The following is a 22249-nucleotide window of genomic DNA, read 5'->3' on the forward strand; positions in this document are numbered from 1 at the left end:
TTAGGCCATGATAAACCGTGATAACCATTGAAAATAATGCTGAGCAAAGTGAGGCTCTTATCGACCCCGCTATGATAGATAACTCAACCGACATTAAGAGAGTTGTACCTAAATCATCTAACGATGAGAGGTTATCAGAGACACCACTTGCTCGTAGTCACTTAGCACAAAAGCATCATTACCCGTCAGTTAGTAGTGACCCTAATCATGACTCTCACCTTCAAATTGAATCTCAGACTACTAGCTTAGCCGTAGAAGCTGCGGTCTCTATTATCATTAATGGGATTCATTATGCTGTGCTGATGGCTAGTCCTCATCAGTTAGAGTATTTGGCTGTTGGGTTCTTATTTAGCGAAGGCTTAATTCAACACAGTCACGAGTTACTCGACTGGGAAGTGACTCATCTTGCAGATCTAGCTAGCTATCAGCAGTTTGCTCAAGATTCGAATGACGAAGATCTTGACTCAGTATCAATTGAGCAAAGCTTAGAACGATTTCAAGATTACGATATCTATGTCGTGGAGTTGGTATTGAGCCAACGCTGCCATCAACGTATACAGGCACAAAAGCGGCAGCTCGCAGGGCGTACAGGCTGCGGTATGTGCGGTATTACTGGACTAACGCAAGCTTTGCCTGATTTAAGTACTTACTCACAAGACCATTTACACCATGAACATAACCGACAGACAGGTATAAATGGCATTCAAACGAGCGCACCAAGTCTTGACTCCCTATTGGCACTGCGTCAACAAGTGGATGCCGCGCAACATACGCATCAACTGACAGGTGCGGTACATGCCGCAGCGACGATACATAATCAGCAGCTACATTTATTCGAGGATGTAGGCCGCCATAATGCACTTGATAAACTCATCGGTTGGCAATTACGCCAAAAAGCAGACGTTAGCTGTGTGCTTATGACTTCGCGTCTGTCTATTGAACTGGTTCAAAAGTCTATTCGAAGTCAAATCCCGTGGCTAGTTGGCATGTCAGCGCCTACCAGTACAGCAGTGCGCGTGGCTGAGCGTTATGGCCTTGGATTGGCTGGATTTTTACGTGATAACCGAGTCACTTACTATACCAAACAAGATAATATATAAAAATTCACTTCTACTTGTTCATTGAGAGCAACCATCATCTATCGCTCATTATCTATTTTTCTAATGAAAGCTTCAGCTAACCATTCATGGTTATAACTTAGCTCATAGCGATATATCACTCGATGCTACTAACAATAAAACCTTATCTTTCAATGCTTTATTAAAAATCTTATTAAATCTCTTTAAATAAATACTTATATATCATCTTCGGTCATTGTTTGGTAAATATCGGATAATGTTTGAGGTTAATGACATAATAGGTTACTCTTATCCCGCAAATATGTTACAGGCACTTAACAAATATGTAGTTTTATTTATTAATGCCGCTTAGTAACACATCAATCGCAATAGATGAGTAGAGATTTCTCAGCTATTGTTTATTACAGCTGATAAGGCTGTCTAAATCGAGTTCGGGTCATTTTATCATGGCTTAGTGCTTATTCGTAATTCCGCTATAGACACTCATCACATGAGTTTTCTTTAGCATGTAGCTACCTTTGTGTATGCCTATTAATAGCGTGATGGTTTACCCATTAACTGACGCCTATTGAAAGTAGTCCCTGTCTTTTTGATTTGACAGTATCTGTCTCATTAAGATTTGGGCGTAACACTTAGCATTTGCTTACCACTGCAGTTGGTATTTTCGCTATTTATATTAGCCACATACGTTCGGTATGAGGACTGTGTAGGCTATGCTGTATTCCTAATGGTTTGGTATCTTTCATTTTTACTGAACTTTATTCATCAACTAACAATTGCGAGGTCTGAGTTTGAAAACTGAGTCATTGTTCCAATTTTCATCATTAACGATTATTTTATTATTATTAGCATTTTATGGCGGCACCTATTTACTGTCCTTATTAATCAAAAAAGATAAAGAGACCACTTCTGGATTTATGGTCGCAGGTCACGGTGTTGGCTTTGGTATGGGTGCAGCCAGCATGACCGCCACTTGGATTTGGGCAGCCTCATTTTACGCTGCGGCCACCTCTGGCTATAAGTACGGCGTATCAGGGCCGATACATTATGGCTTTTGGGGTGCATTGATGATTTTATTCATCTACCCTTTTGGTATGCGCTTTCGTGAATTGGCACCAGACGGCCATACACTAGGTGAACTGATTCATGCCCGCCACGGTTCATCAAGCCAATTAATCTTAGCCATATCCAATATTATGGGCAGTTTAATTAGCTTGATGGTCAACTTTACCGCTGCTGGGGCATTGGTGTCAGTACTGTCGCCATTATCGTTCCAAACAGGGGTAATGATCGCAGGTATCGGTGTCCTGAGTTATACATTGACATCAGGGTTTCGAGCATCCGTCTTTACGGATTTCGCCCAGTTGGTCGCTCTAATGGCCATTGGTATTGTTATTATCCCCGCCGTGTTATTTGGCATGGGTGGCCCTGAGGTTATGGTCAGCGGGCTGTCGAACCTGACGTTAGAGCAGCAGAACTTTTTCTCCTCTGAGGCATTCTTTCAACAAGGTGCGCCTTACTTCGTCGCTGTATTAGCATATGCTATCGGTAATCAAACCATCACTCAGCGATTATTTGCGATCGATAAAACCAAGATTAAAGCGACGTTTATCACTGCTACAGTCGGCTATGCTGGTATCGTTATTGGTCTTGGGATGATTGGACTAATGGCGGTAACGATTGGCGTCGAGCCACTCGATGGCAATATGAACAACCTTATCCCTCAAATGGTCAGTACTTATCTGCATCCCGTCTTTATCGCCTTATTCTTTATCTTAGTGATTGGGTCGTTGTCCTCGACCGCTGACTCAGATTTATCAGCGCTATCAACTATTATGATGGCTGATGTCTACGGTAAAAATATCGCCAAAAAAGGCCATGTTAAACCTAAAACAATGATGCTAATTGGTCGCGGCACGATGATTGTTGCGACAGCAGCTGGACTAATTTTTGCGAGCTTTAAGCTTGATATTCTCGTCATGCTAGTATTTGTTGGTGCACTATGGGGGGCTATTGTCTTCCCTGTTATCGCCAGTGTGTTTTGGAATCGCGTCACCAATACTGCCTTTACCTCAGCAGTTATCGTCGGACTACTCTTATTTTGCGTTGCCCGTTTCGAATTACTCCCAATCACTGGTGTCACCGCCCTATTCTTTGAAATACTGGCCAGTGTCGGTGCAGCGGTTGTTATTGGGCTAATGGTCTTTGGATTCTTAGGTCGTAAGATTGGCATGGTCGCCGCAGTTATCACGCTAGTGCTGATGCTTATCTTCGCTACTGGCTTCTTACGTCAATATATGGTCCTGCTAGCCTCTCTAACAGCTTACGGCGCTAGTACCGTCGTCTGTGTGATTATCAGCCTGATGGGAGACGAACACTTCGACTTCGACTTAATTAAGCAGCGTGTGGGCAATTACGATAAAAAGTCGGAAATCCCATCGTCACTTAAATCTTAAATCAAAGTCGCTTTATCCAAGTAGTGATTGGTCAGCAGTATTTGGCTAATCGCTACTTACTTAGCAATATTATAAGGAGATATCATGGACAACGTCTTTATCTACGGCTTATATATCTTAATTTGGCCCGCCATTACTCTTGGCGTACTCGTATTAATTTGCACGGCCACTTATCGTGATGTGAAAAGTGCCAAACGTAACAATAGAGATATAGTTTAGCGCACTATATTTTAAACCATCATCATCAAACACTGGTTTACTAATAGTTTGAAAAAGCCTATTAACAGTATAAACGCTTCTAAATTGGGGCTAAATATAGATAAGATAATAAATAAGCTGTTTTTAATGAAAAAAGGACTTGTAATTTACTATATTTTTGCTAATATAGGCGACCTTGATTGGCTGGATGGCAGAGTGGTCATGCAGCGGACTGCAACTCCGTTAACGCCGGTTCGATTCCGACTCCAGCCTCCAATTATTTATTAACTTTACGTTAATTTTGGCTTGCATTATTATCACAACCGATTATAATAGCGACCACTTATCTAGTAACTAGATGGTCTATCAGCTAGTTTACATCTTAGATAAAACAAGTTTTGCCCGGGTGGTGAAATTGGTAGACACAAGGGATTTAAAATCCCTCGCTAGCAATAGCGTGCCGGTTCAAGTCCGGCTCCGGGTACCATTATATAGTTCTATACTTCTTTTTGAAGTCGCTAAAGCCCCTGATGTCAGGGGCTTTGTTGTATCTGACGTTCCATACTGTCCTATGAATCTATCCTAATCCATGCACTTTGAGTATACTGTCAAGTATACCGAGTTTTGAGTCTACTCATGGAGATCTAGGATATGGAAAGAAAAGCGATCAGTTCAGACAGAAGCATCAGCAGCCATAAGCCTGAAGATAGGAAGTACTTCGTTGCTGTCAAAAATCATCCTAAACTCTTCCTAATGGTACGTCCTACTGAGACTAAGTCATGGATGTATCGATACTACCCACCTTCCAATCCTAAACAAAGTATTATCTCCATCGGTATATATCCAAATATCTCGTATGCTCGTGCCTGTGAAGTTTGGCGTGAGTATGAAGATCTGTTGAGCAAAGGCGTTGACCCTAAAACACACCGTGAAGATAAAAAGAAAAGTATTATTAGTAAAACTAAAAACTCTTTTAATCATTTTGCTTGGGAGTATTTTGACAGTCTAGATCAGACTCAGAAGAGCAATACTCTCATTCGTAAGAAAGGTCGTCTTGAGCTTATATGCAAATATATTGGTGACGAGCCAATCAGCGATATCACCTCACCTAAAATGCTTGAAGTGCTGTTAGACATTCAAGCAAACTCATTGAACAAGGATGGTAAGCCCACAGACAAGGCTGAACGCTGTGCTGGCATTGCCAGTGATGTGTTTGTCTATGCTGGAGCACGAGGCTTCTGTAAGAGCGATCCTGCGGCGCTCATTAAGAGCCAGTTGGCTAAGTCAAATTACGGTCATCGTCCTGCGGTTACTAAACCGAAGGACTTGGCTAAATTACTTAAAGCCATCGAGACAATAGAAGGTGACCCAAACACCATAAATTCCCTTAGGCTATTAGCTTTACTCTTTGTGCGTAACGGTGACCTAAGGCGCATGCGCTGGGCAGATCTAGACCTAGAGGCTGGTAGGTGGCAATTAAAGCCATTGAAGGGTCAAGGCAAGGTAAATATGGTCAAGGACATGGTGGTTCCCCTACCTCGTCAAGCTGTGAACATATTACGAGAGCAGTATAAAATTAACGGTCATACTGAATATGTATTTTTTAGCCAAACGGCAAAAAAGCATCAGATTATCTCTGATGCGACTGCTAATAAGCGTCTGAAGGATTTAGGTTATAAAGATATACATTGTGCTCATGGCTTTAGAGCGACGGCTAAGACCATACTGCAAGAGCAGTTGAAGTACCCTCTAGTGCTTGTAGAGATGGCACTGGGTCATACAACGAAAGATCCTAATGGAACGGCTTACGGTCGATTTGAGTACATTGATGATCGTGCGGAAATGATGCAAAAATGGGCTGACTATTTAGATGCTTTGAGAGAAGGTAGAGATACAGCAGAGTTTAAAGCAGATGCGCAAACCAAAGCTGACTCTAACGCGCAACTGCAAATATTGATTGATCAGCTGGGAGAAGATAAAGTGCTTGAAATGCTTAAGAGTAAATCCTGAGACTGAAATTTGAAATAATATTGAGTAATATAGTATCTATTAAAAACTTAGTTTTACTTATAAAACAGTTATAGCTCTTATCCTACCAATTTATCACACAATTAAAAGCTGAATTATGAAACTTATAGATAACTTAAATCACAGATTTGGCGATGACATAAAAGAAAACCTGCATACTGGCTCTAAGCTACAGATAGCAGCCTCCTTTTTCTCTATCTATGCTTATGCTGCTTTAAAACAGGAGCTTAAGAATATCGATGGAATGCAATTTTTATTCACCTCTCCCACCTTTGTAGCTAATGATGTTACTGATAAGTTTAAAAAAGAAAAGCGTGAGTTCGTCATACCCCAGCTCAATAGAGAGGACAGCCTATATGGTACTGAGTTTGAGATACATCTTAGAAACAAACTGACTCAGAAAGCCATCGCTAAAGAATGTGCTGAATGGATACGTAATAAAGCTGTCTTTAAGTCAAATACTACTAACGCACCAATGCAAGAGTTTGTGTGTGTTAAGGACAAAACGTCACTACTTACTTACATGCCTATCCAAGGCTTTACCCCTGTTGGGCTTGGCTATGAGAAAGGTGATGCCGTCTCAAACATGGTTAATCGATTTGATTCAGACTATGCGCTGCCCTACTTGAACCTGTTTAATCAAATATGGCAAGATCAGCAAAAGGTCACTGATATCACTGACGAGATTGTTCGTCATATTGAGTCGGTCTACCAAGAGAACGATCCTGAACGTATTTACTTTTTAATACTCTACAATATTTTTAAAGAGTTTCTTGAAGATCTGAACGAAGATGTCATGCCTAACGATTTGACAGGCTATCATGACACGCTTATTTGGCAGAAGCTTTACAACTTCCAAACAGATGCAGCGGTCGGCATTATTAATAAACTTGAGACCTATAACGGTTGTATCCTAGCGGATAGCGTAGGTTTAGGTAAAACATTCACTGCTCTTGCGGTCGTTAAGTATTATGAGCTACGCAACAAAAGTGTCTTAGTACTTTGTCCTAAAAAGCTCGGTGCTAACTGGACTAACTATAATGCCAACTTGACGACCAATATTTTTGCTAAAGATCGTTTCAATTACGATGTCCTCTTTCATACTGATCTATCTAGAAATAGTGGTGAAACCCTTGGAATAGACTTAGCAAAAATCAACTGGGGTAATTACGACTTGGTAGTTATCGATGAATCACACAACTTTCGTAATCGCGATAACTTCAAGGATAAGAAAACTCGCTATGATCGATTAATGGAGCAAGTCATACAACAAGGTGTAAAAACTAAAGTGCTGATGCTTTCAGCAACGCCTGTGAACAACCGCTTTAATGATCTAAAAAATCAGCTGGCGCTAGCATACGAAGGAGATAGTAAGAACCTAGACGATAAGCTCGATACTAAGCGAGACATTGACACTATATTCCGAAATGCTCAGGCCAGTTTTAACAACTGGTCGAAACTGCCCGTAGAGAATCGAACCACTAAAGCCATATTGGATATGTTAGATTTTGACTTTTTCAAGCTATTAGATAGCGTTACTATTGCACGCTCACGCAAGCATATTCAGCGCTTTTATGACACCAAGGAAGTTGGACAGTTCCCAACACGCTTAAGACCTCTATCATACCGCTGTGCTATTACAGAAGATGAAAGCATTACCTTTAATCAGATTTATAAAGAGCTGGCATCCATTAGAATGGTTGTGTATGCACCGCTTACCTACATATTTCCCAGTGCATTAGAGAAATACGAAGATCTATATGACACTGAGGTCGAAGGCAAAGGACGATTCAAGCAGCAAGATCGAGAAAAAAGCCTACAGGCCTTAATGACGGTCAACTTACTCAAACGTTTAGAAAGCTCTGTTCATGCATTCCGTTTAACATTGCATAATCTAAAGAACCGTTTAGAACAAGCCTTATCTAGCATAGCTGAGTATCAGGCTCGAAAAAGTAATAACCTGCTATCTATTGATATTGGCACAGGATACGATGATGATGCCTATGACGAAGGGCTAGATGGACCGACTAGCCCTAACGATTGGGTAGGCGGTAAACTCAAAGTTCATCTTGATGACATGGATATATTAAAGTGGCACACAGATTTAGAGGCGGACTACGCTGTCGTTAGGCGATTAATAAGTACTATTAGTACAGTTACGCCAGAGCGTGACCATAAGCTCCAACACCTCAAAAAACATTTGATCGATAAGATTAATAACCCTATAAATCCTAGTAACCAAAAGGTACTGATATTCACTGCTTTTGCGGATACTGCTAATTATTTATACGAGCATATAGCGCCAGAGCTATTGCATGATTTCAGTTTACATACCGCTAAGATTACGGGTAGCGAAAACCATACCACGATAAAGAGCATGGTAAGCAGCCGTAAGGGCTACGACATGCAAGGGTTATTGACACTTTTCTCGCCTAGATCTAAACAAAAGGATGATATCTTTCCTGACGAATCTAGAGAGATTGATATCTTGATAGCAACAGACTGTATTTCTGAAGGGCAAAACTTACAAGACTGTGATTACCTTATCAACTATGATATTCACTGGAATCCCGTACGTATCATCCAGCGTTTTGGGCGAATAGACCGTATCGGCTCTACCAATGATCAGATTCAACTGGTGAACTACTGGCCAGATATCAGTCTAGATGAGTATATTAATTTACGAGAGCGAGTCGAAAACCGCATGGTCATCGTAGACATGTCTAGCACAGGCGATGATAACGTACTGAGTTCTAAGGCCAATGACATTGCGTATCGTCATGAACAGCTAAAACGTATGCAGACTGAAGTGCTAGACTTAGAAGATGCCAATACTGGTGTGTCTATTACAGACTTAGGCCTTAATGACTTTCGTATGGATTTACTTAGCTATATAGAAGCCAATCCTAACTTAAAGCGACTGCCTAATGGACTACATGCCGTCGTTCCTGCTAATGACAGATTAGGACTACCTGCTGGTGTCATTTTTGCCCTAAAAGCACGTGAGCTAGCTCAAGCTAACGGACGCACAAATCATAAAACTGATGCCGAGAAAACTAACCAGCTATACCCTTATTATCTAATATATATTGATAACGACGGAAAAGTCATAGCAGATTATACCCAAGCGAAGCACTTGCTGAGTTTGGCTAGACAAGCGTGCCGTGGGCAGCCTGAACCTATATTAGAGGTATGTAAGACCTTTAATAAGCGCACCGCTGATGGTCAAGATATGAGTCACTATAGCTTACTATTAGACTTAGCTATAGAGGCGATCAAGGAAGTCAAAGCTGACAAAGATATTGACAGTCTATTCAGCGGTATGACGACTACCGCTCTAAAAAATGACATAAATGAGCTCAATGACTTTGAGCTTATAGGGTTTGTTGTGGTCGAAGAGCTGACTTCATGCAGTAGCCAACCTATAGACAGTGCTAGCGACTTATGATTTTATACCAATATCCTCAATCGGCTGCCGTTGATAGACCCATACCCAAAAACAAGCTCTATGAGCAAGGCGCTGCTAACAGTAAGCTTAAGCAAAAGTTTATCGATGAAGTGGCAAAAATCACTTGGGCATATAAGCTCTCTGCTGGCTCGCTAAATATTCAAACCGATACTCTGTTTCAAGAAGTGCAGATATTTAGAATTGTCGCTCGCACTGCTGACATTGACTTAAGTATACTCAAGTACATTGATAAGCTGATAACAACTCCCGTTATTTTTGAGATCATCCATAATGATCGGGTCAAAGTTATTGCTGCTTACAAGCGTGCGAGCCAAGCAGATAAGTCAAAAATCGTGCTAAATAAATACTATAGCTCAGAATGGCTCGCCAGCGATCAACGTGAGCCGTTACCATTGATACTTAATCTGACTGACCTATATACCCATCTGATTGAGCAATTGCTGCCTAGTATTGCTAATGATGCTGTGACGGATAAGCTTACTAATACGCCAAAGCCATCTAGTCAGCACATTAAGCCAGAGACCATTGAGGGTAACACGCCTTCTACTGAAGTGAGTATCGTTGCAAAAGCAGAACTGAAGCCGACAGCTACCGTCTCTATCAGTACCACAACGAGTATAGAAGATAAGCTCAAGCACGTGCAGCAAGTCGAGAGCCTGACAAAGCAAGTCGAGCAACTTCAAAAAAAGGTCAAAAAAGAGCCACAGTTCAACCGTAAAGTTGAGCTTAATATGCGTTTACATAAACTTAAAGAGCAGCTCAATCAGCTCATTAATAAAGCCCATTAATAAAACTTATTCAAAAATAATGGCTACAACCAATTGTCGTACTTTATTCATACTCACCAGATTTAGGAAGACCTAGATGACTAACACTGCCCAAGCAAACCAACCTGATAACGATTCTCTCGACATGCACAGCCCTAACCTAGTCGATGACAATGTGCAAAAAATCATGGCGCTATTTCCCAACTGTATCACTGAGTCAAAAGACGATAATGGTAATCTAAAAAAGGCTGTAGATTTTGATTTGCTGCGTCAAGAGCTGTCACAGTCATTGGTTGAGGGTGGTCAAGAACGCTATCGTTTAGACTGGCCAGGTAAGCGTCAAGCAATATTAGAAGCCAACTCCCCTATTGCTAAAACGCTACGTCCTGCGCGGGAGGAGAGTGTGAACTTTGACACCACTGAAAATCTATTTATAGAAGGTGATAACTTAGATGCTCTAAAGTTACTGCAAGAGAGCTATTTGGGTCAGGTCAAGATGATCTATATAGATCCACCCTATAACACAGGCAGTGACTTCATTTATAAAGATGACTTTTCTGAAAACACATCAGACTTCTTAGAGCGTTCTGAGCAAGTTGATGAGGAAGGTAATCGACTGATAGATAACTATGAGCTTAACTCCGAAACCAATGGACGCTTTCATTCTGACTGGTTAACGATGATGTATAGTCGTATAAGATTGACTAAAAGCCTACTAAAAGAAGACGGTGTCATTTTTGTGAGCTGTGATGAAAATGAACATGCTAAATTAAAGCTGATTCTTGATGAAACCTTTGGTCAGAATAACTTTATTGCTGATTTAGTATGGGCAGGCGGGCGAAAAAATGACTCCCAGCATATCTCTGTTTCACACGAATATATAATTTGCTATGTGAAGAGCTTAAGCTATCTCAAAAACAAAAAAATAATCTGGAGGCAAAAAAAGAAAGGTTTAGATAATATCTATAAAAAAGCAAACAAATTAAAAAAAGAGTTTAAAAATGATTATCAAAAAATACATGAAGAGTTAAAAAATTGGTATAAAAATTTAGCAGATGGTGACCCTTCTAAGGATCATAAGCACTATAGTCATATGGATAAAAACGGAATTTATTTTGCATCAGATATATCATGGCCTGGTGGTGGCGGACCAAAATATGAGGTTTTACATCCAATAACTCAGCAACCAGTTAAAGTTCCTTCTAGAGGATGGGTTACTAACTCTCAGGCAAAAATGAAAGAATGGATTGATAATGGACTTGTACATTTCGGTATCGATGAAAATTATGTTCCATGCTTAAAAACGTACTTAAAGGACAAAGAGGTACAAACTCCCTACAGTGTATTTTACCAAGACGGCAGAGCCGCTTCAAAAAGACTAACTCAACTAATGGGTAATAATGTATTTCCTTACCCCAAAGATGAAGAAATAATTAGTGAGTTAGTAAGTATGGTTACTAGTGAAAACGACATAGTTATAGATTTCTTCGCTGGTAGCTCGACTACCGCTCACTCTATAATGAGATCAAATTTTGAAAATAGTGAAGAACGTAAATTTATTATGGTTCAGCTAGATGAGCCAATTGATCCGAACAAACAAAAAGACGCTTATGAATTTTGTTTAGATAATAACTTTAAACCTAATATCGCTGAAATATCCAAGGAACGTATTCGCCGAGCTGGTCAAAAAATCTTGGCAGACAATCAAGATAAAGACGGTATTGAAGACTTAGATATTGGCTTTCGCGTGCTTAAAATCGACAGCACTAATATGAAAGACGTCTATTACACACCTGATAACTATGAACAGGCTGCATTAGATCATCTTGAATCTCATATCAAAGAAGACCGCACTGGGGAGGACTTGCTATTTCAAGTTATGCTCGATTGGGGTGTGCCTTTATCCTTACCTATCGAAGTCAAAGACATTCAAGGCAGCTCAGTCTATTACGTGGGTATAGATAGCTTGGTCGCTTGTTTTGATACGCTAACGACTGATTTAATAGATGAGATATCAAAGGATAAGCCACTTAAATTTGTCTCAAGTGAGCTGGCGATAGCTCATGACCAAGACAAAACCAATATTAAAGCACGTTTTGCGCAACTGTCACCTGATACGCAAGTGGAATTCATCTAAGGAGCTCAGTCATGAAAATTGAATTTAAAGAGCTCCAATACCAGCTTGACTCGGTTAATGCTGTTGCAGATTGCTTTATCGGACAACCCAAAGAGATTGCGCAGCGATATACTATTGACCAAGGTAAGCAAAACCTATTACCTGAGCCAAAAGGCGAAAACTTATCCTTATTCACCAATGACGAGCTGGCTAGTACTGGGCAATCCTCATTATTCGATGAGCTACATATCGGCTATGCCAATGCGCCTATTGACGACCCCTCAAAAGTATTAGAGAACATAAAACGTGTGCAGGCAAGCCAAGGCTTGCCACAGTCATCTGAGCTAATCACGGATGACACCTCTAGTAAAGGTGGTAAAGGGCAGAACCTAACCACTAGTGCTATCAATCTAAACATTGAGATGGAAACGGGTACGGGTAAAACCTATTGCTATATCCGCTCTATGATGGAGCTGAATAAGCGTTATGGGTGGTCAAAATTTATTATCGTCGTACCAAGCATTGCTATCCGTGAAGGCGTAGCAAAAACCTTTGAGATGACGGCTAATCACTTCCAAGAAAAGTTTGGCAAAAAGCCCAGATCGTTTATTTATAACTCTGACCAGTTGCATGAGCTTGAAACTTTTAGCTCAAGCTCAGATGTTTGGGCAATGATTATTAACGTTCAAGCTTTTAACACCATAAAACAAGGCGCTAACAATAAAGCCGCCCGTAAGATTTATGCCGAAATGGATGACTTTGGCTCACGTCGTCCTATCGATGTGATACGTCGCAACCGCCCTATTCTCATTCTGGATGAACCTCAGAAAATGCAGTCTAAGAACACGTTAGAGAGCCTGAGTTATTTTAATCCTTTATTCATCATGCGTTATTCAGCTACCCATAAGCGCGACTACAATCTGGTTTATCGCTTAGACGCGCTAGATGCCTACAATCAAAAGCTAGTTAAAAAAATTACCGTCAAAGGTGTTGAGGTTAAGGGCTTATCAGGTGCTCATAGCTACTTGTATTTACAAGATATAGAAGTGTCTTCATCAGACCCTACTGCTAGGCTTGATATAGAAGAAAAAACCAAATCAGGCGTCAAACGTCGTATTCGTCGTGTTAAAAAAGGTAGTGATCTATACACACTATCCAATCAAGCTGAACAATACAAAGACCGTTACGTCGTCGCTGAAATAGACGCTCGCGATCAGTCTTTAACCTTTACCAATGGTATCAAAATCCATGTTGGTGAGGCACTAGGTCAAATCGATGAAAAATTGATGCGCACTATTCAGATACGAGAGACTATTCGCGCTCACTTAGAAAAAGAAAGGGTACTATTCAATCAAGATATAAAGGTACTGAGCTTATTCTTTATTGACGAAGTAGCCAAATACCGTCAATACAATGAACAAGGCAATCGTGTTGATGGAGAGTATGCGCAGATATTCGTTAAGCAGTATCAACAGTTGGTCGATGAAATGGTAGGTCTAAATATAGAAAACGATGCTTATCTTAACTATCTAAGTGAGATTGACGTCGATCGCACTCATAATGGCTACTTCTCACTGGATAAAAATAAGCATATGGTTGATCCTACAACCAAAAACTTTGTAGATGAAGAGCTGGGCGGTAAAGTCAGTCTTACAGATGATATCGACGCTTATGACCTTATTTTAAAAGATAAAGAAAGCTTACTGTCCTTTCCGGAGCCAAACGACTCAGAAGAGACACGCCATAAGAAAAATGTCCGCTTTATCTTCTCACATTCTGCCCTAAGAGAAGGCTGGGATAATCCTAACGTATTTGTCATTTGTACCTTAAAACATTCTGAAAACACCATTTCTCGCCGACAAGAAGTAGGACGAGGCTTGCGTTTGGCAGTACGCAAAGATGGTTTGCGTATGGATGCCAATCACTTGTCCAAAGGTGATATTCATCTTATAAACAATCTTACCGTTGTCACTAACGAAAGCTACACCGACTTTGTGACTAACTTGCAAAAAGAGCTGGCAGCAGCTTTATCTAGTAGACCTACTAAAGCCACAAAAGACTATTTTTATAATAAAGTACTAACGCTAGATGATGGTAGCAAGCATGAGGTAAGCGAGCGTGACGCTGATATGATTGTCCATTATCTTATTAAAAATGATTACATAGATTTTGATAAACATATCACAGATAGCTATCATGAAGCCGTTAACAGTGATAGCTTAGCACCGCTACCAGAGGCACTTATACCTTTGACGGATCAAATCGTAAAATTAATCGGCGGTATCTTTAATCCCAAAGACCTTGAAGATATGACCGAGAATGATAACAAGACAACACCCAATCCCATCAATGAGAATAATTTTAAGAGAAAAGAATTCTTAGAGTTATGGAATCGTATTAATCACAAGGCAGTATTTGAGATTAAGATCGATAGTGAAAAACTTATAGCGCAGAGCATTCAGTATATTGAAGCAGCAGCAAAACAAAGGAATAACAACTTTGTAGAATCACTTAGCTATAAGCTCGCTCAATCTACTCAGCGCGATACTATCACTCATGAAGAACTGACCGCTAGGCAGTCATTTAGCAACCCTACCACCTCGACTGAATCAGCAGATGTTTCTATACGTTCACAAGTGAAATACGACTTAATAGGCTCACTGAGTGAACAGACGGATCTTACCCGTCGTAGTATCGTGGCTATTTTAAAAGGTATCAACAACGCAATTTTTGCGCAGTTCAAAAATAACCCTGAGGCTTTCATCCGTGAGGTAGCTCGCCTTATCAACGAAGCACGTATCAAGATGGTTATCCAAGGACTTACTTATTATACGACCGACCAGACCTACCCGATTAATGAGATTTTTGTGTCTAATCAGAAAATCCCTAGCGACTCACTAAAAGTTAGTCGACATGTTTTTGACTATGTTGCGACGGACTCAAGCATTGAAAAACGATTTGCTCAGGAGCTGGAAGGTGCTATTGACGATGTAGCGGTATATGCCAAGCTGCCTGATAGATTCAAAATACCAACCCCTGTGGGCGACTACAATCCTGACTGGGCCATTGCATTTAACGAAGGTAAAGTGCGTCATATTTATTTTGTGGCTGAAACCAAAGGCTCAATGCTAGACGCGGATTTGCGCGAAAAAGAAAAGTATCGGATAGAGAGTGCTACATGCTTCTTTGATGCATTAAACTTAAAGGCTGGCGATGATAATAGCCTTGATGACCAAGCTGTGAAATACGGTGTGATTACTGACTTTGACGAGCTATTGAAGCTCGTTGGATAAAGTATCTATGGCCTAGTAAAAAACCAAGCCACCTTGCGTAATGCTAAGGTGGTTTTTTATTGAAGTAAGATATACGTAAATAGCTTAGTTTATGTGCATTCAATAACTCGGCACACCTAAGAAGTAGCCATTCAACGTCATCCTATTAAATCTATATGCATGAGAATGAGGCGACCCCTTACAGCGCCCTACTAGCGGCTGCTTTTGATCAAGATAGTGATAGATGATTATTAACAAGATAAATATTTTTATCATTTCTCTAGAGAGACCTTTAAGCCCTTGTTTTATATACGTTTAATAGTGAGAAATAGTCTTTAAAGAATCTTTAAATAGTCTTTTAGCCTGTTTAAATAGTCTTTTATTCGAAAGACTATTTGCCTATTTCTATGAACGCCAAGTACCACCCTACACAATTTTTCCCTAACAAAATTTTGCGCATGAAATAGCCTTTTAATTGCGGTAAAACTTTGATTGTAAACACAAAGTGGCTGAAGCCTTTTCTTATGCCTAAAGTATATTACTTAGTGTATTAGATTAAGAAACCTCTCATAATACAAAAAAATAAACCGCCCTACTTTTAAAGTTAGGGCGGTCAGATAAATCTATACTGAACGTTCTGCAATCTTCGTATTAATCCATTCTGCAATCTCGCTTGCTACCCACACTACTCTTACCTGTGTCAGTTGTAGCTTCTTAGGGAATGTTGGGTCATAACGATCAGAATTTTCATTAACCATCTCATAAATCGTAGAACGACTAAGACCAGTATAGCTACCAACATCTTTAATACTCAGTAGTTGTGGTATGTGATTACATTGCTCGATTATTGGCTGTGCTGCGTTTGAATTTTCCATGATTATCTCCTAATTATTGTATGGGAACATCTGTTCTCATACAGTCAGGGAGTCCTGTATTTTTTTATGAGACTTATATCGTCCGATAGACCTTATGCATAGAGTAATAAAAAGGAGCTGATAATTCAGCTCCTTTTTCTGTGTTAAAAATACTTTTAATAATAAGTTACATACACGACTATCTTAACTATTTAGAGCTTTCCTAAGCCTTTTGTTTGTGTAGCCTTTAGCCCGTTTATAAATATACTCTTCAATGAGATATAAAATAACTCGATCTTTGAAAAAACGCATGCTGATAAGACTGTGTTCATCTATATCTGATGGCGTACTCTTAGCTGAATCAGCTAGGATCGTACGCAGGCTTTCAATTTGAAGGTAGAGGGCATTAAATTCATAGTCTTCTAGAGCATCGACCAGTGAACCAACATATTCTACAACCATGGACTCGTAAACCTTGCCGCAAAATTCTTCTGTTTGGAACTTATAGCAAATATCATCCCATACATTTTTAAGAGGTTTTGTGGTTACCGTATCTTCACCAAAGCTCTGTAAATAACGTTCAGTCTGATTGGCAATTCTTTTAGATATTTTCTTAGACAGTTGTACTGAATTACTTAATGCCATTGTCTTTTCTAAATCCATTTTAGCTATCCTTACGTTAAACAGTAATAATCTGTTTTTAATATGCCGTTATGAAGAACTAGCACATTGTAAGACTTAACCTAGGTATTAAGCCACTAAAAATAAACCGATAAGAAATAAAACAAGCGACCTAAAATCGCTTGTTTCAACCTAACTAATTTACGCCGCATATCTTCCTCAATTTCTTTAGCTTACAGCTGTCACGCTTTGCAGCAGCCCTTGCTCAATGCTAGTCACGTTATGAGTGGCTAACCCGTTCTGATAACTCCCCTGTTGGCTATTGCTTACGTCATCTGTCTCCATGGGATAAAATTCTTCAGCCACATCAAGTAAGCCATCGTTATCAATTTCAAAGGATGAATTGACGTAACCCTGTTTTGCAGCCTCTTCTAGCGCTGCTTGATCAAAGCCGTGTTCGCTAAGCTCCGCATCAATTGCCTGCGCATCTTGCACTGCTTGCTTTAGTGTCACCCCATCACGTAGTGTCAAATCCACAAAGTAAATCGGCGTACGATAGCTTTGCGTGGTGCTTTTGCCTCTTAGGGTTAATTGCAGTGGTAAGCAGGACAGCTTATTGCCTGATACCGCAGCAAAGTAGCTCAGCCGTGCGGCAAGCGTGCGAATACTGTTAAAGCCTGTGGTGCGAAAGATAAACGTGCCTAACTCGTCGTCTTCACTCAGATTTGCGTAAAGTCTGCCATACGGCTTACAAGCACCGCCTTGCGCTAATGGGCAACGATCAGGTGACGGGCAAAGCAACGTTTCCACGCCATTGTTTGTACGGCGTTGACACTGCTCACCGTCACCCACGCATAGTGGCCGTCCGGTTTGTCTATCGAACAAGGTGTACTCAGCTCGCAGGTTTAGCTCAGGATCGTTAAACAACATGCGTACCGGTATGTGTCTCAGCTTACCGTCATTATTTGCGCGTAGCTTTTCATCGAGTGGATGGTTAATCCAGCCATCCTTATTTTGAACTTGGCTGGTGATAGTGAATTGATCGTCTTTAGCAGGCAAACGCTTGCCATCTTTTTGAATGACACGTCCAATACTGATACGACCTAAAACTGGTGGGGTTATGGTTAGACCTTTAATCATGGTGATATTCCTTATGGGTTTAATAAAATGTGTTTAGCCATAAAAAAGCCCACCGATTAGGGTGGGCAGTTATGCGCTTGTTTTGGTTAAGTGTAGTAGGTTTCGGCTTAGTCGTTTAAGATGACGAAGCGACGACTACCTTGCTTGGTTTTACTAAATTTAGCTAACAGCTCAGGATGCGCTTTGATAACGGCTTTGCTATCCAGACCGATACTATCTTTCGAGCGCTTCCAAGAAATTGCGCCTTTTTCAAACACAGCGACTTCATTATCGGCAATCAGTGTTTGCAGCTGGTGCTTAACCTGATCATGGCGCTGCTCTAACTCTTGCATGTAATCACGATAACTCAGCAGTTGCTCAAATAACTTATTGGCACCATCGTCATCTCGTAGATCAACCTTGCTTGAGGGTTTGGGCGTTGGATAAAGCTGCTTTAATGCTCGAGCTGCGGATTCTGAATGATCAGGCGTTGGTGGGGTGTCGGTCTGCACGTATTGCCAGAACAGACGCTCATGCTCCATGATGGACTCAATCAAGCGCTCATCCCGCTCAACCTTGTATATCTTAGCCTCGTGTCCACAAAGCAGCACGCAGATATGCGCCGCAGTTTTACCAGTGACCGCCAGCTGATGCTGCACTTGGCAGGTGACGTATAACGGCACGCCATGCTTCCAGAGCTTGGCACCATGTTCACCAGCGGTTTTGCACTCTAAAATCTGTACCTCACCACTACCAGTAATGGCATAGTCTAAATTTGCTAGCATGAATGGCTGCTCAGGATGCTGTAAGATAGCATTCACGCGGCGTACCTTATTGCCGGTATGTTCTTGATAGTATTTAGCGACCATCGGCTCTAAGGTATTGCCCCAATAGAGGGGTGAATAACCCTCAATGCTCTCATCGATGTCGGAGCTCATGCGTCCTGTCTTAATCATCCATAATTCCAGCATAGAGAGATACGGATGAATACCACAAGCAGCTGCTGCGTCAGAGCTGCCAATGCCTTGCTTGCGTACTTGTAGCCAGTCCTCACGGCTTAAATCTTTAGTATTAATTAAACGCTTGGCAGTCTTTGAAGTATTAGATTGGGCAGGTTTATCAGCAGTATCATTTTGCTTGGTTTTCACTACTGATGGTTTAAGCCTAACGGTTGCACGTTTGGTTTGTCTCGGCTGAGTAGTGCTGTTTAATGCGATCATGTTCATGACAAACTCCTTCGATAAATTGATTATTGGTATTAAATGAAATAAGCGGCATAAAAAACCACGCTCGAAGGCGTGGTTGATTGTATTTTCAGGTTTTAAATGTGGCTGGTTAAGCCAGCATCAGTAGCGATTCTTCTAAACCCTTTTGTTTAAGCTTAGCGCCAGAGCCAAACCAAGCGCCATCTAATCGATGGTCTCTCGACATCGCCCTGCGTTCATGATCGACGTATTCAGTGATACTACATAGCAAGCCGTAAGCGGTATCTTTGGCAGCATCAAGATCGGCTCCGCGACCTTGACCGTTAAACATGTTCATCACCTGATTCATCGCCTTGGCATTGGGCACCGCGTCTTTCTCTTTTTTAGCACTGTTAAACAGAATGATGTCATTGTCCTGATCATTAAATACACGGCTAAGATAGTTGGCTGCTTCTGCTTGGGTCACACGGCGCTCTGATAACTGCTTCATCTCATAGCTATGCTCATCCCATTGTTTCACCGACACGCCCAATTGCTGCTTAACCTTATCGGCATCAAAGGAGGTGGAGTGCGGTACTTTTACTACGCCTCCTGAACCATTCGCTAAGCTAATTGCTAGCGTGTTATTGCAGACCACACGGATCGATGTGAACTGAGCAGTAGTCGCTAACGTGCCGTCACAAGCGGTTGCAAGCAGTAAGTAGCCATTACTGACATCTTTACCCTTGAGCGTTGCTGACTGGCCTGTACGAGCCAATGCCCATAGCTTACGACCGCCCTTTAAGATGCCTGCCGTTTCAAGCTCAAAGTCAGACTGTTCCGTAAGATCACGATAGAACTCTAGAATCTCACGCGGCTGTACTTCCTGATAGCGTTGACTGACCACCGATAACGGCTCGAAGTTATCAGAGCGGTACAACACCTTTTGCTCAGCAAAGGGCAGGATCAGATTGTGACCTTTGTCATTGTTTGCCATGTAGCTAACGTCTGAGGATTCTATACGCCAATCCATACCCGCTTGCTTTGCCCAGATCTCGATAGGCTGCTTGGGAGCCAGCTCATTACCTAAGCCATGCCAAGGGGTTTCGCCAACGTATGCCATTGTGTCTATTAAATGTGCCATGATCATTGTCCTTTTAGATTTGATTAGAATTATGGGTTATGTAGATAGGTTAAATGCTGAAAGTTCTTGAGCAGGTATTGCAGGTATAACTGGGCTTTGCTGCTAAAACGAGTAAGGGTGGCTGTTGTAGCTTGTCTTTAGCCAAGCTAATCGCAGAAGCCAGTGCAGTACCTACCACTACACCGATTGCTGAATTGATTTTGTAGTACCTACAGATGCTTACACCAAGACCTGATAGGGCAGATTGTGAACACAGTTGCTCGAAGAGATTAAAGGGACTGTCAGTATCGGCAGTGCTTCTGACGTTCGCTGAATGACAGTGTGGGCAGATGGGTCTCATGAATAGCTCCTTTTTCGATTGCGCATAAAAAAGGCCTGCGATTAAGCAGACCTTTAATTAGGATAGTTTGGGGTTAAACAGTCAGGAGAGCGATGCTTCCTGACTGATCTCATAGGAATACTATATATCTAAAAATATTTTGTTATTCAGGCAAGCCTCTACGTTTTTTTGTACGATAAATACCATGACCAAAGGTACGCATGTTTGGTAACCAAAGTTTAAGTTGCTGCTCATTCTTGCTTGGCTTCGTTAGGTATAGAGCTGAAGCTAGAGCATTTTCAACTTCAATAGGATTATTTTGATGTATCATGCCGATACCTAGTTTGTCATGTTGCTTATACTGCTGCTTACGTTCTTTATCATGGTAGCTATAATATTCGCCTAGACCAGCGGTTACCTCCTTCCATTTCTCACCCACCTCTTTAGCAATATACCAATCATTCTGTCGCTCTGAACCATCATACATAAGCAGTAAATGACAGTGCAGCCCACCTTCTTCCCCACCTTGCTCAATAGCCCAAGCATTGCCTTGCAAATGCTCAAAGCAACTCTTTGGCTTGCAGTTTTTTGCTTTACCGATAAGCTCTCGAAACTTGCTCATGTGATAATTGAAGTCTTCAATGGTCACATGGTGGCTGGTTTCTTTTGCGTATTTTAGGTCGATACGTATAAAGAGCAGTCTTGAATAATGCCTGATTAGATTATTAATATAGCACCCTAGTTTATTTTTATTTTGAGATTCTTGGTAAATGAACGCATTACGTTCATTTTCAATATCATTTTTATAGCATGGCAGCATGTCGATAAAACGCTGAGTTTTATCATGATCCCAAATCACGTTTTCTGGATAAGTATCACCAACGATCGCTTGAGTGCTACTAAAAAATGATAAGACTGGCCGTGAATAAAATAGCTCACTATCGAAGTGAGTCATGAACGGATAATAAAATCCGTTCAGTTTATTTAAGACCTCATTAAAACAGATAGTGTTCGCTAGTATATCTGTAACAAGACTATGGACGTTTGCAGCAGCTAGCGGTTGGTTTAGGTGTGAGTAAGACATTATGGTATTCCTATGAAGTTAGTTTCATAGGGTGGGATCAGTCCGTATTTTTATAATGATGGTCGCTGAGAGTTATGCCCTCAGCAGTAGAACAAGTAGCTGCTGTGTTTAGATAATAATATAAATAACCCACTAAGGACGAGCTGCCGTAGTGCAGCTTTGTGTAGGCGAGCTCTAGAAATTATGGTGATAGGTAGCAGTGGATTATAGGACTTTAAAGACAAATGGTTAAAGTGGAGTTAGCTGAACGGCACTACCAATTAGTCTGAACAATTTTTCGCTATAATATTTTAGAAACAGGTGGATATCACAAATTTTTAAAGCTATCTACTCTGACTTAGAACTAGGTTTGATAAGCATATTTTCGCTATTAAACTACCACTTCCGATTAAAGCTGCTCATCATTATCTCTAGCAAATCCTAACTCAATAGTTGCTTGGCTTCGTCTACGCCAGTTTAGTATAGACTCGCGACATCCATCGCTTTAGCTAATCAGCCCATCGTTTAATACGTAATAAAAATATAGACTCTTACTGTAA

Annotated in this window: 15 protein-coding genes and 2 tRNA genes; 10 read left to right on the plus strand and 7 right to left on the minus strand. The window is 40.9% G+C overall.

The window, feature by feature from the left end; genetic code table 11:
• The first annotated feature begins 17 nt into the window (after positions 1-17).
• From CXF61_RS02695 to CXF61_RS02735, 10 genes are all read left to right on the plus strand, one after another.
• Positions 18-1100, plus strand: a complete 1083-nt coding sequence (locus CXF61_RS02695) for a formate dehydrogenase accessory sulfurtransferase FdhD (protein WP_227526573.1) — start codon at positions 18-20, stop codon at positions 1098-1100.
• A 785-nt stretch (positions 1101-1885) separates the two neighbouring features.
• Positions 1886-3535, plus strand: a complete 1650-nt coding sequence (locus CXF61_RS02700; protein WP_319823146.1) for a sodium:solute symporter family protein — start codon at positions 1886-1888, stop codon at positions 3533-3535.
• 84 nt (positions 3536-3619) lie between these two features.
• Positions 3620-3754, plus strand: coding sequence for a putative transporter small subunit (locus CXF61_RS14120; protein WP_218870079.1), 135 nt, complete (start codon positions 3620-3622; stop codon positions 3752-3754).
• 181 nt (positions 3755-3935) lie between these two features.
• Positions 3936-4009, plus strand: a tRNA-Cys gene (locus CXF61_RS02705).
• A 124-nt stretch (positions 4010-4133) separates the two neighbouring features.
• Positions 4134-4220, plus strand: a tRNA-Leu gene (locus tag CXF61_RS02710).
• Positions 4221-4384: 164 nt separating this feature from the next.
• Positions 4385-5743, plus strand: a complete 1359-nt coding sequence (locus CXF61_RS02715; protein ID WP_165597065.1) for a tyrosine-type recombinase/integrase — start codon at positions 4385-4387, stop codon at positions 5741-5743.
• Positions 5744-5858: 115 nt separating this feature from the next.
• Positions 5859-9209, plus strand: coding sequence for a helicase-related protein (locus tag CXF61_RS02720; RefSeq protein WP_165597066.1), 3351 nt, complete (start codon positions 5859-5861; stop codon positions 9207-9209).
• Entirely contained in the window at positions 9206-10018 is an 813-nt protein-coding gene (locus CXF61_RS02725; protein ID WP_134292758.1) for a DUF4391 domain-containing protein, read from the plus strand. The genes CXF61_RS02720 and CXF61_RS02725 overlap by 4 nt, the downstream gene beginning before the upstream one ends.
• 166 nt (positions 10019-10184) lie before the next feature.
• Entirely contained in the window at positions 10185-12134 is a 1950-nt protein-coding gene (locus tag CXF61_RS02730; RefSeq protein ID WP_227526574.1) for a site-specific DNA-methyltransferase, read from the plus strand.
• An 11-nt stretch (positions 12135-12145) separates the two neighbouring features.
• Positions 12146-15406, plus strand: coding sequence for a restriction endonuclease (locus tag CXF61_RS02735; RefSeq protein WP_165597067.1), 3261 nt, complete (start codon positions 12146-12148; stop codon positions 15404-15406).
• Between the two features lie 602 nt (positions 15407-16008).
• Here the strand turns inward: CXF61_RS02735 and CXF61_RS02740 are convergent.
• The 7 genes from CXF61_RS02740 to CXF61_RS02770 form a co-directional block, all read right to left on the minus strand.
• The gene (locus CXF61_RS02740; protein WP_165597068.1) at positions 16009-16260 is read right to left on the minus strand and encodes a helix-turn-helix transcriptional regulator; all 252 of its coding nucleotides are present in this window, start codon (positions 16258-16260) and stop codon (positions 16009-16011) included.
• A gap of 183 nt (positions 16261-16443) precedes the next feature.
• Entirely contained in the window at positions 16444-16902 is a 459-nt protein-coding gene (locus tag CXF61_RS02745; protein WP_068326698.1) for a hypothetical protein, read from the minus strand.
• Positions 16903-17088: 186 nt separating this feature from the next.
• Entirely contained in the window at positions 17089-18000 is a 912-nt protein-coding gene (locus tag CXF61_RS02750) for a recombination directionality factor (protein ID WP_101204331.1), read from the minus strand.
• A 107-nt stretch (positions 18001-18107) separates the two neighbouring features.
• Complete coding sequence (locus CXF61_RS02755) at positions 18108-19205, minus strand: YqaJ viral recombinase family nuclease (protein ID WP_068326692.1); 1098 nt, start codon at positions 19203-19205, stop codon at positions 18108-18110.
• 109 nt (positions 19206-19314) lie between these two features.
• Positions 19315-20307, minus strand: coding sequence for a DUF932 domain-containing protein (locus CXF61_RS02760; RefSeq protein ID WP_068034979.1), 993 nt, complete (start codon positions 20305-20307; stop codon positions 19315-19317).
• Between the two features lie 49 nt (positions 20308-20356).
• Positions 20357-20647 carry a hypothetical protein gene (locus tag CXF61_RS02765; RefSeq protein WP_082787166.1) on the minus strand — a complete coding sequence of 97 codons (291 nt, stop codon included), beginning with the start codon at positions 20645-20647 and terminating at the stop codon, positions 20357-20359.
• A gap of 142 nt (positions 20648-20789) precedes the next feature.
• Positions 20790-21710 (minus strand): YagK/YfjJ domain-containing protein, encoded by a 921-nt coding sequence (locus CXF61_RS02770; protein WP_068034978.1) that lies wholly within the window; start codon positions 21708-21710, stop codon positions 20790-20792.
• Between the last annotated feature and the right edge of the window lie 539 nt (positions 21711-22249).

The sequence above is a fragment of the Psychrobacter sp. 4Dc genome, from assembly GCF_002836715.1.
GTDB lineage: Bacteria > Pseudomonadota > Gammaproteobacteria > Pseudomonadales > Moraxellaceae > Psychrobacter.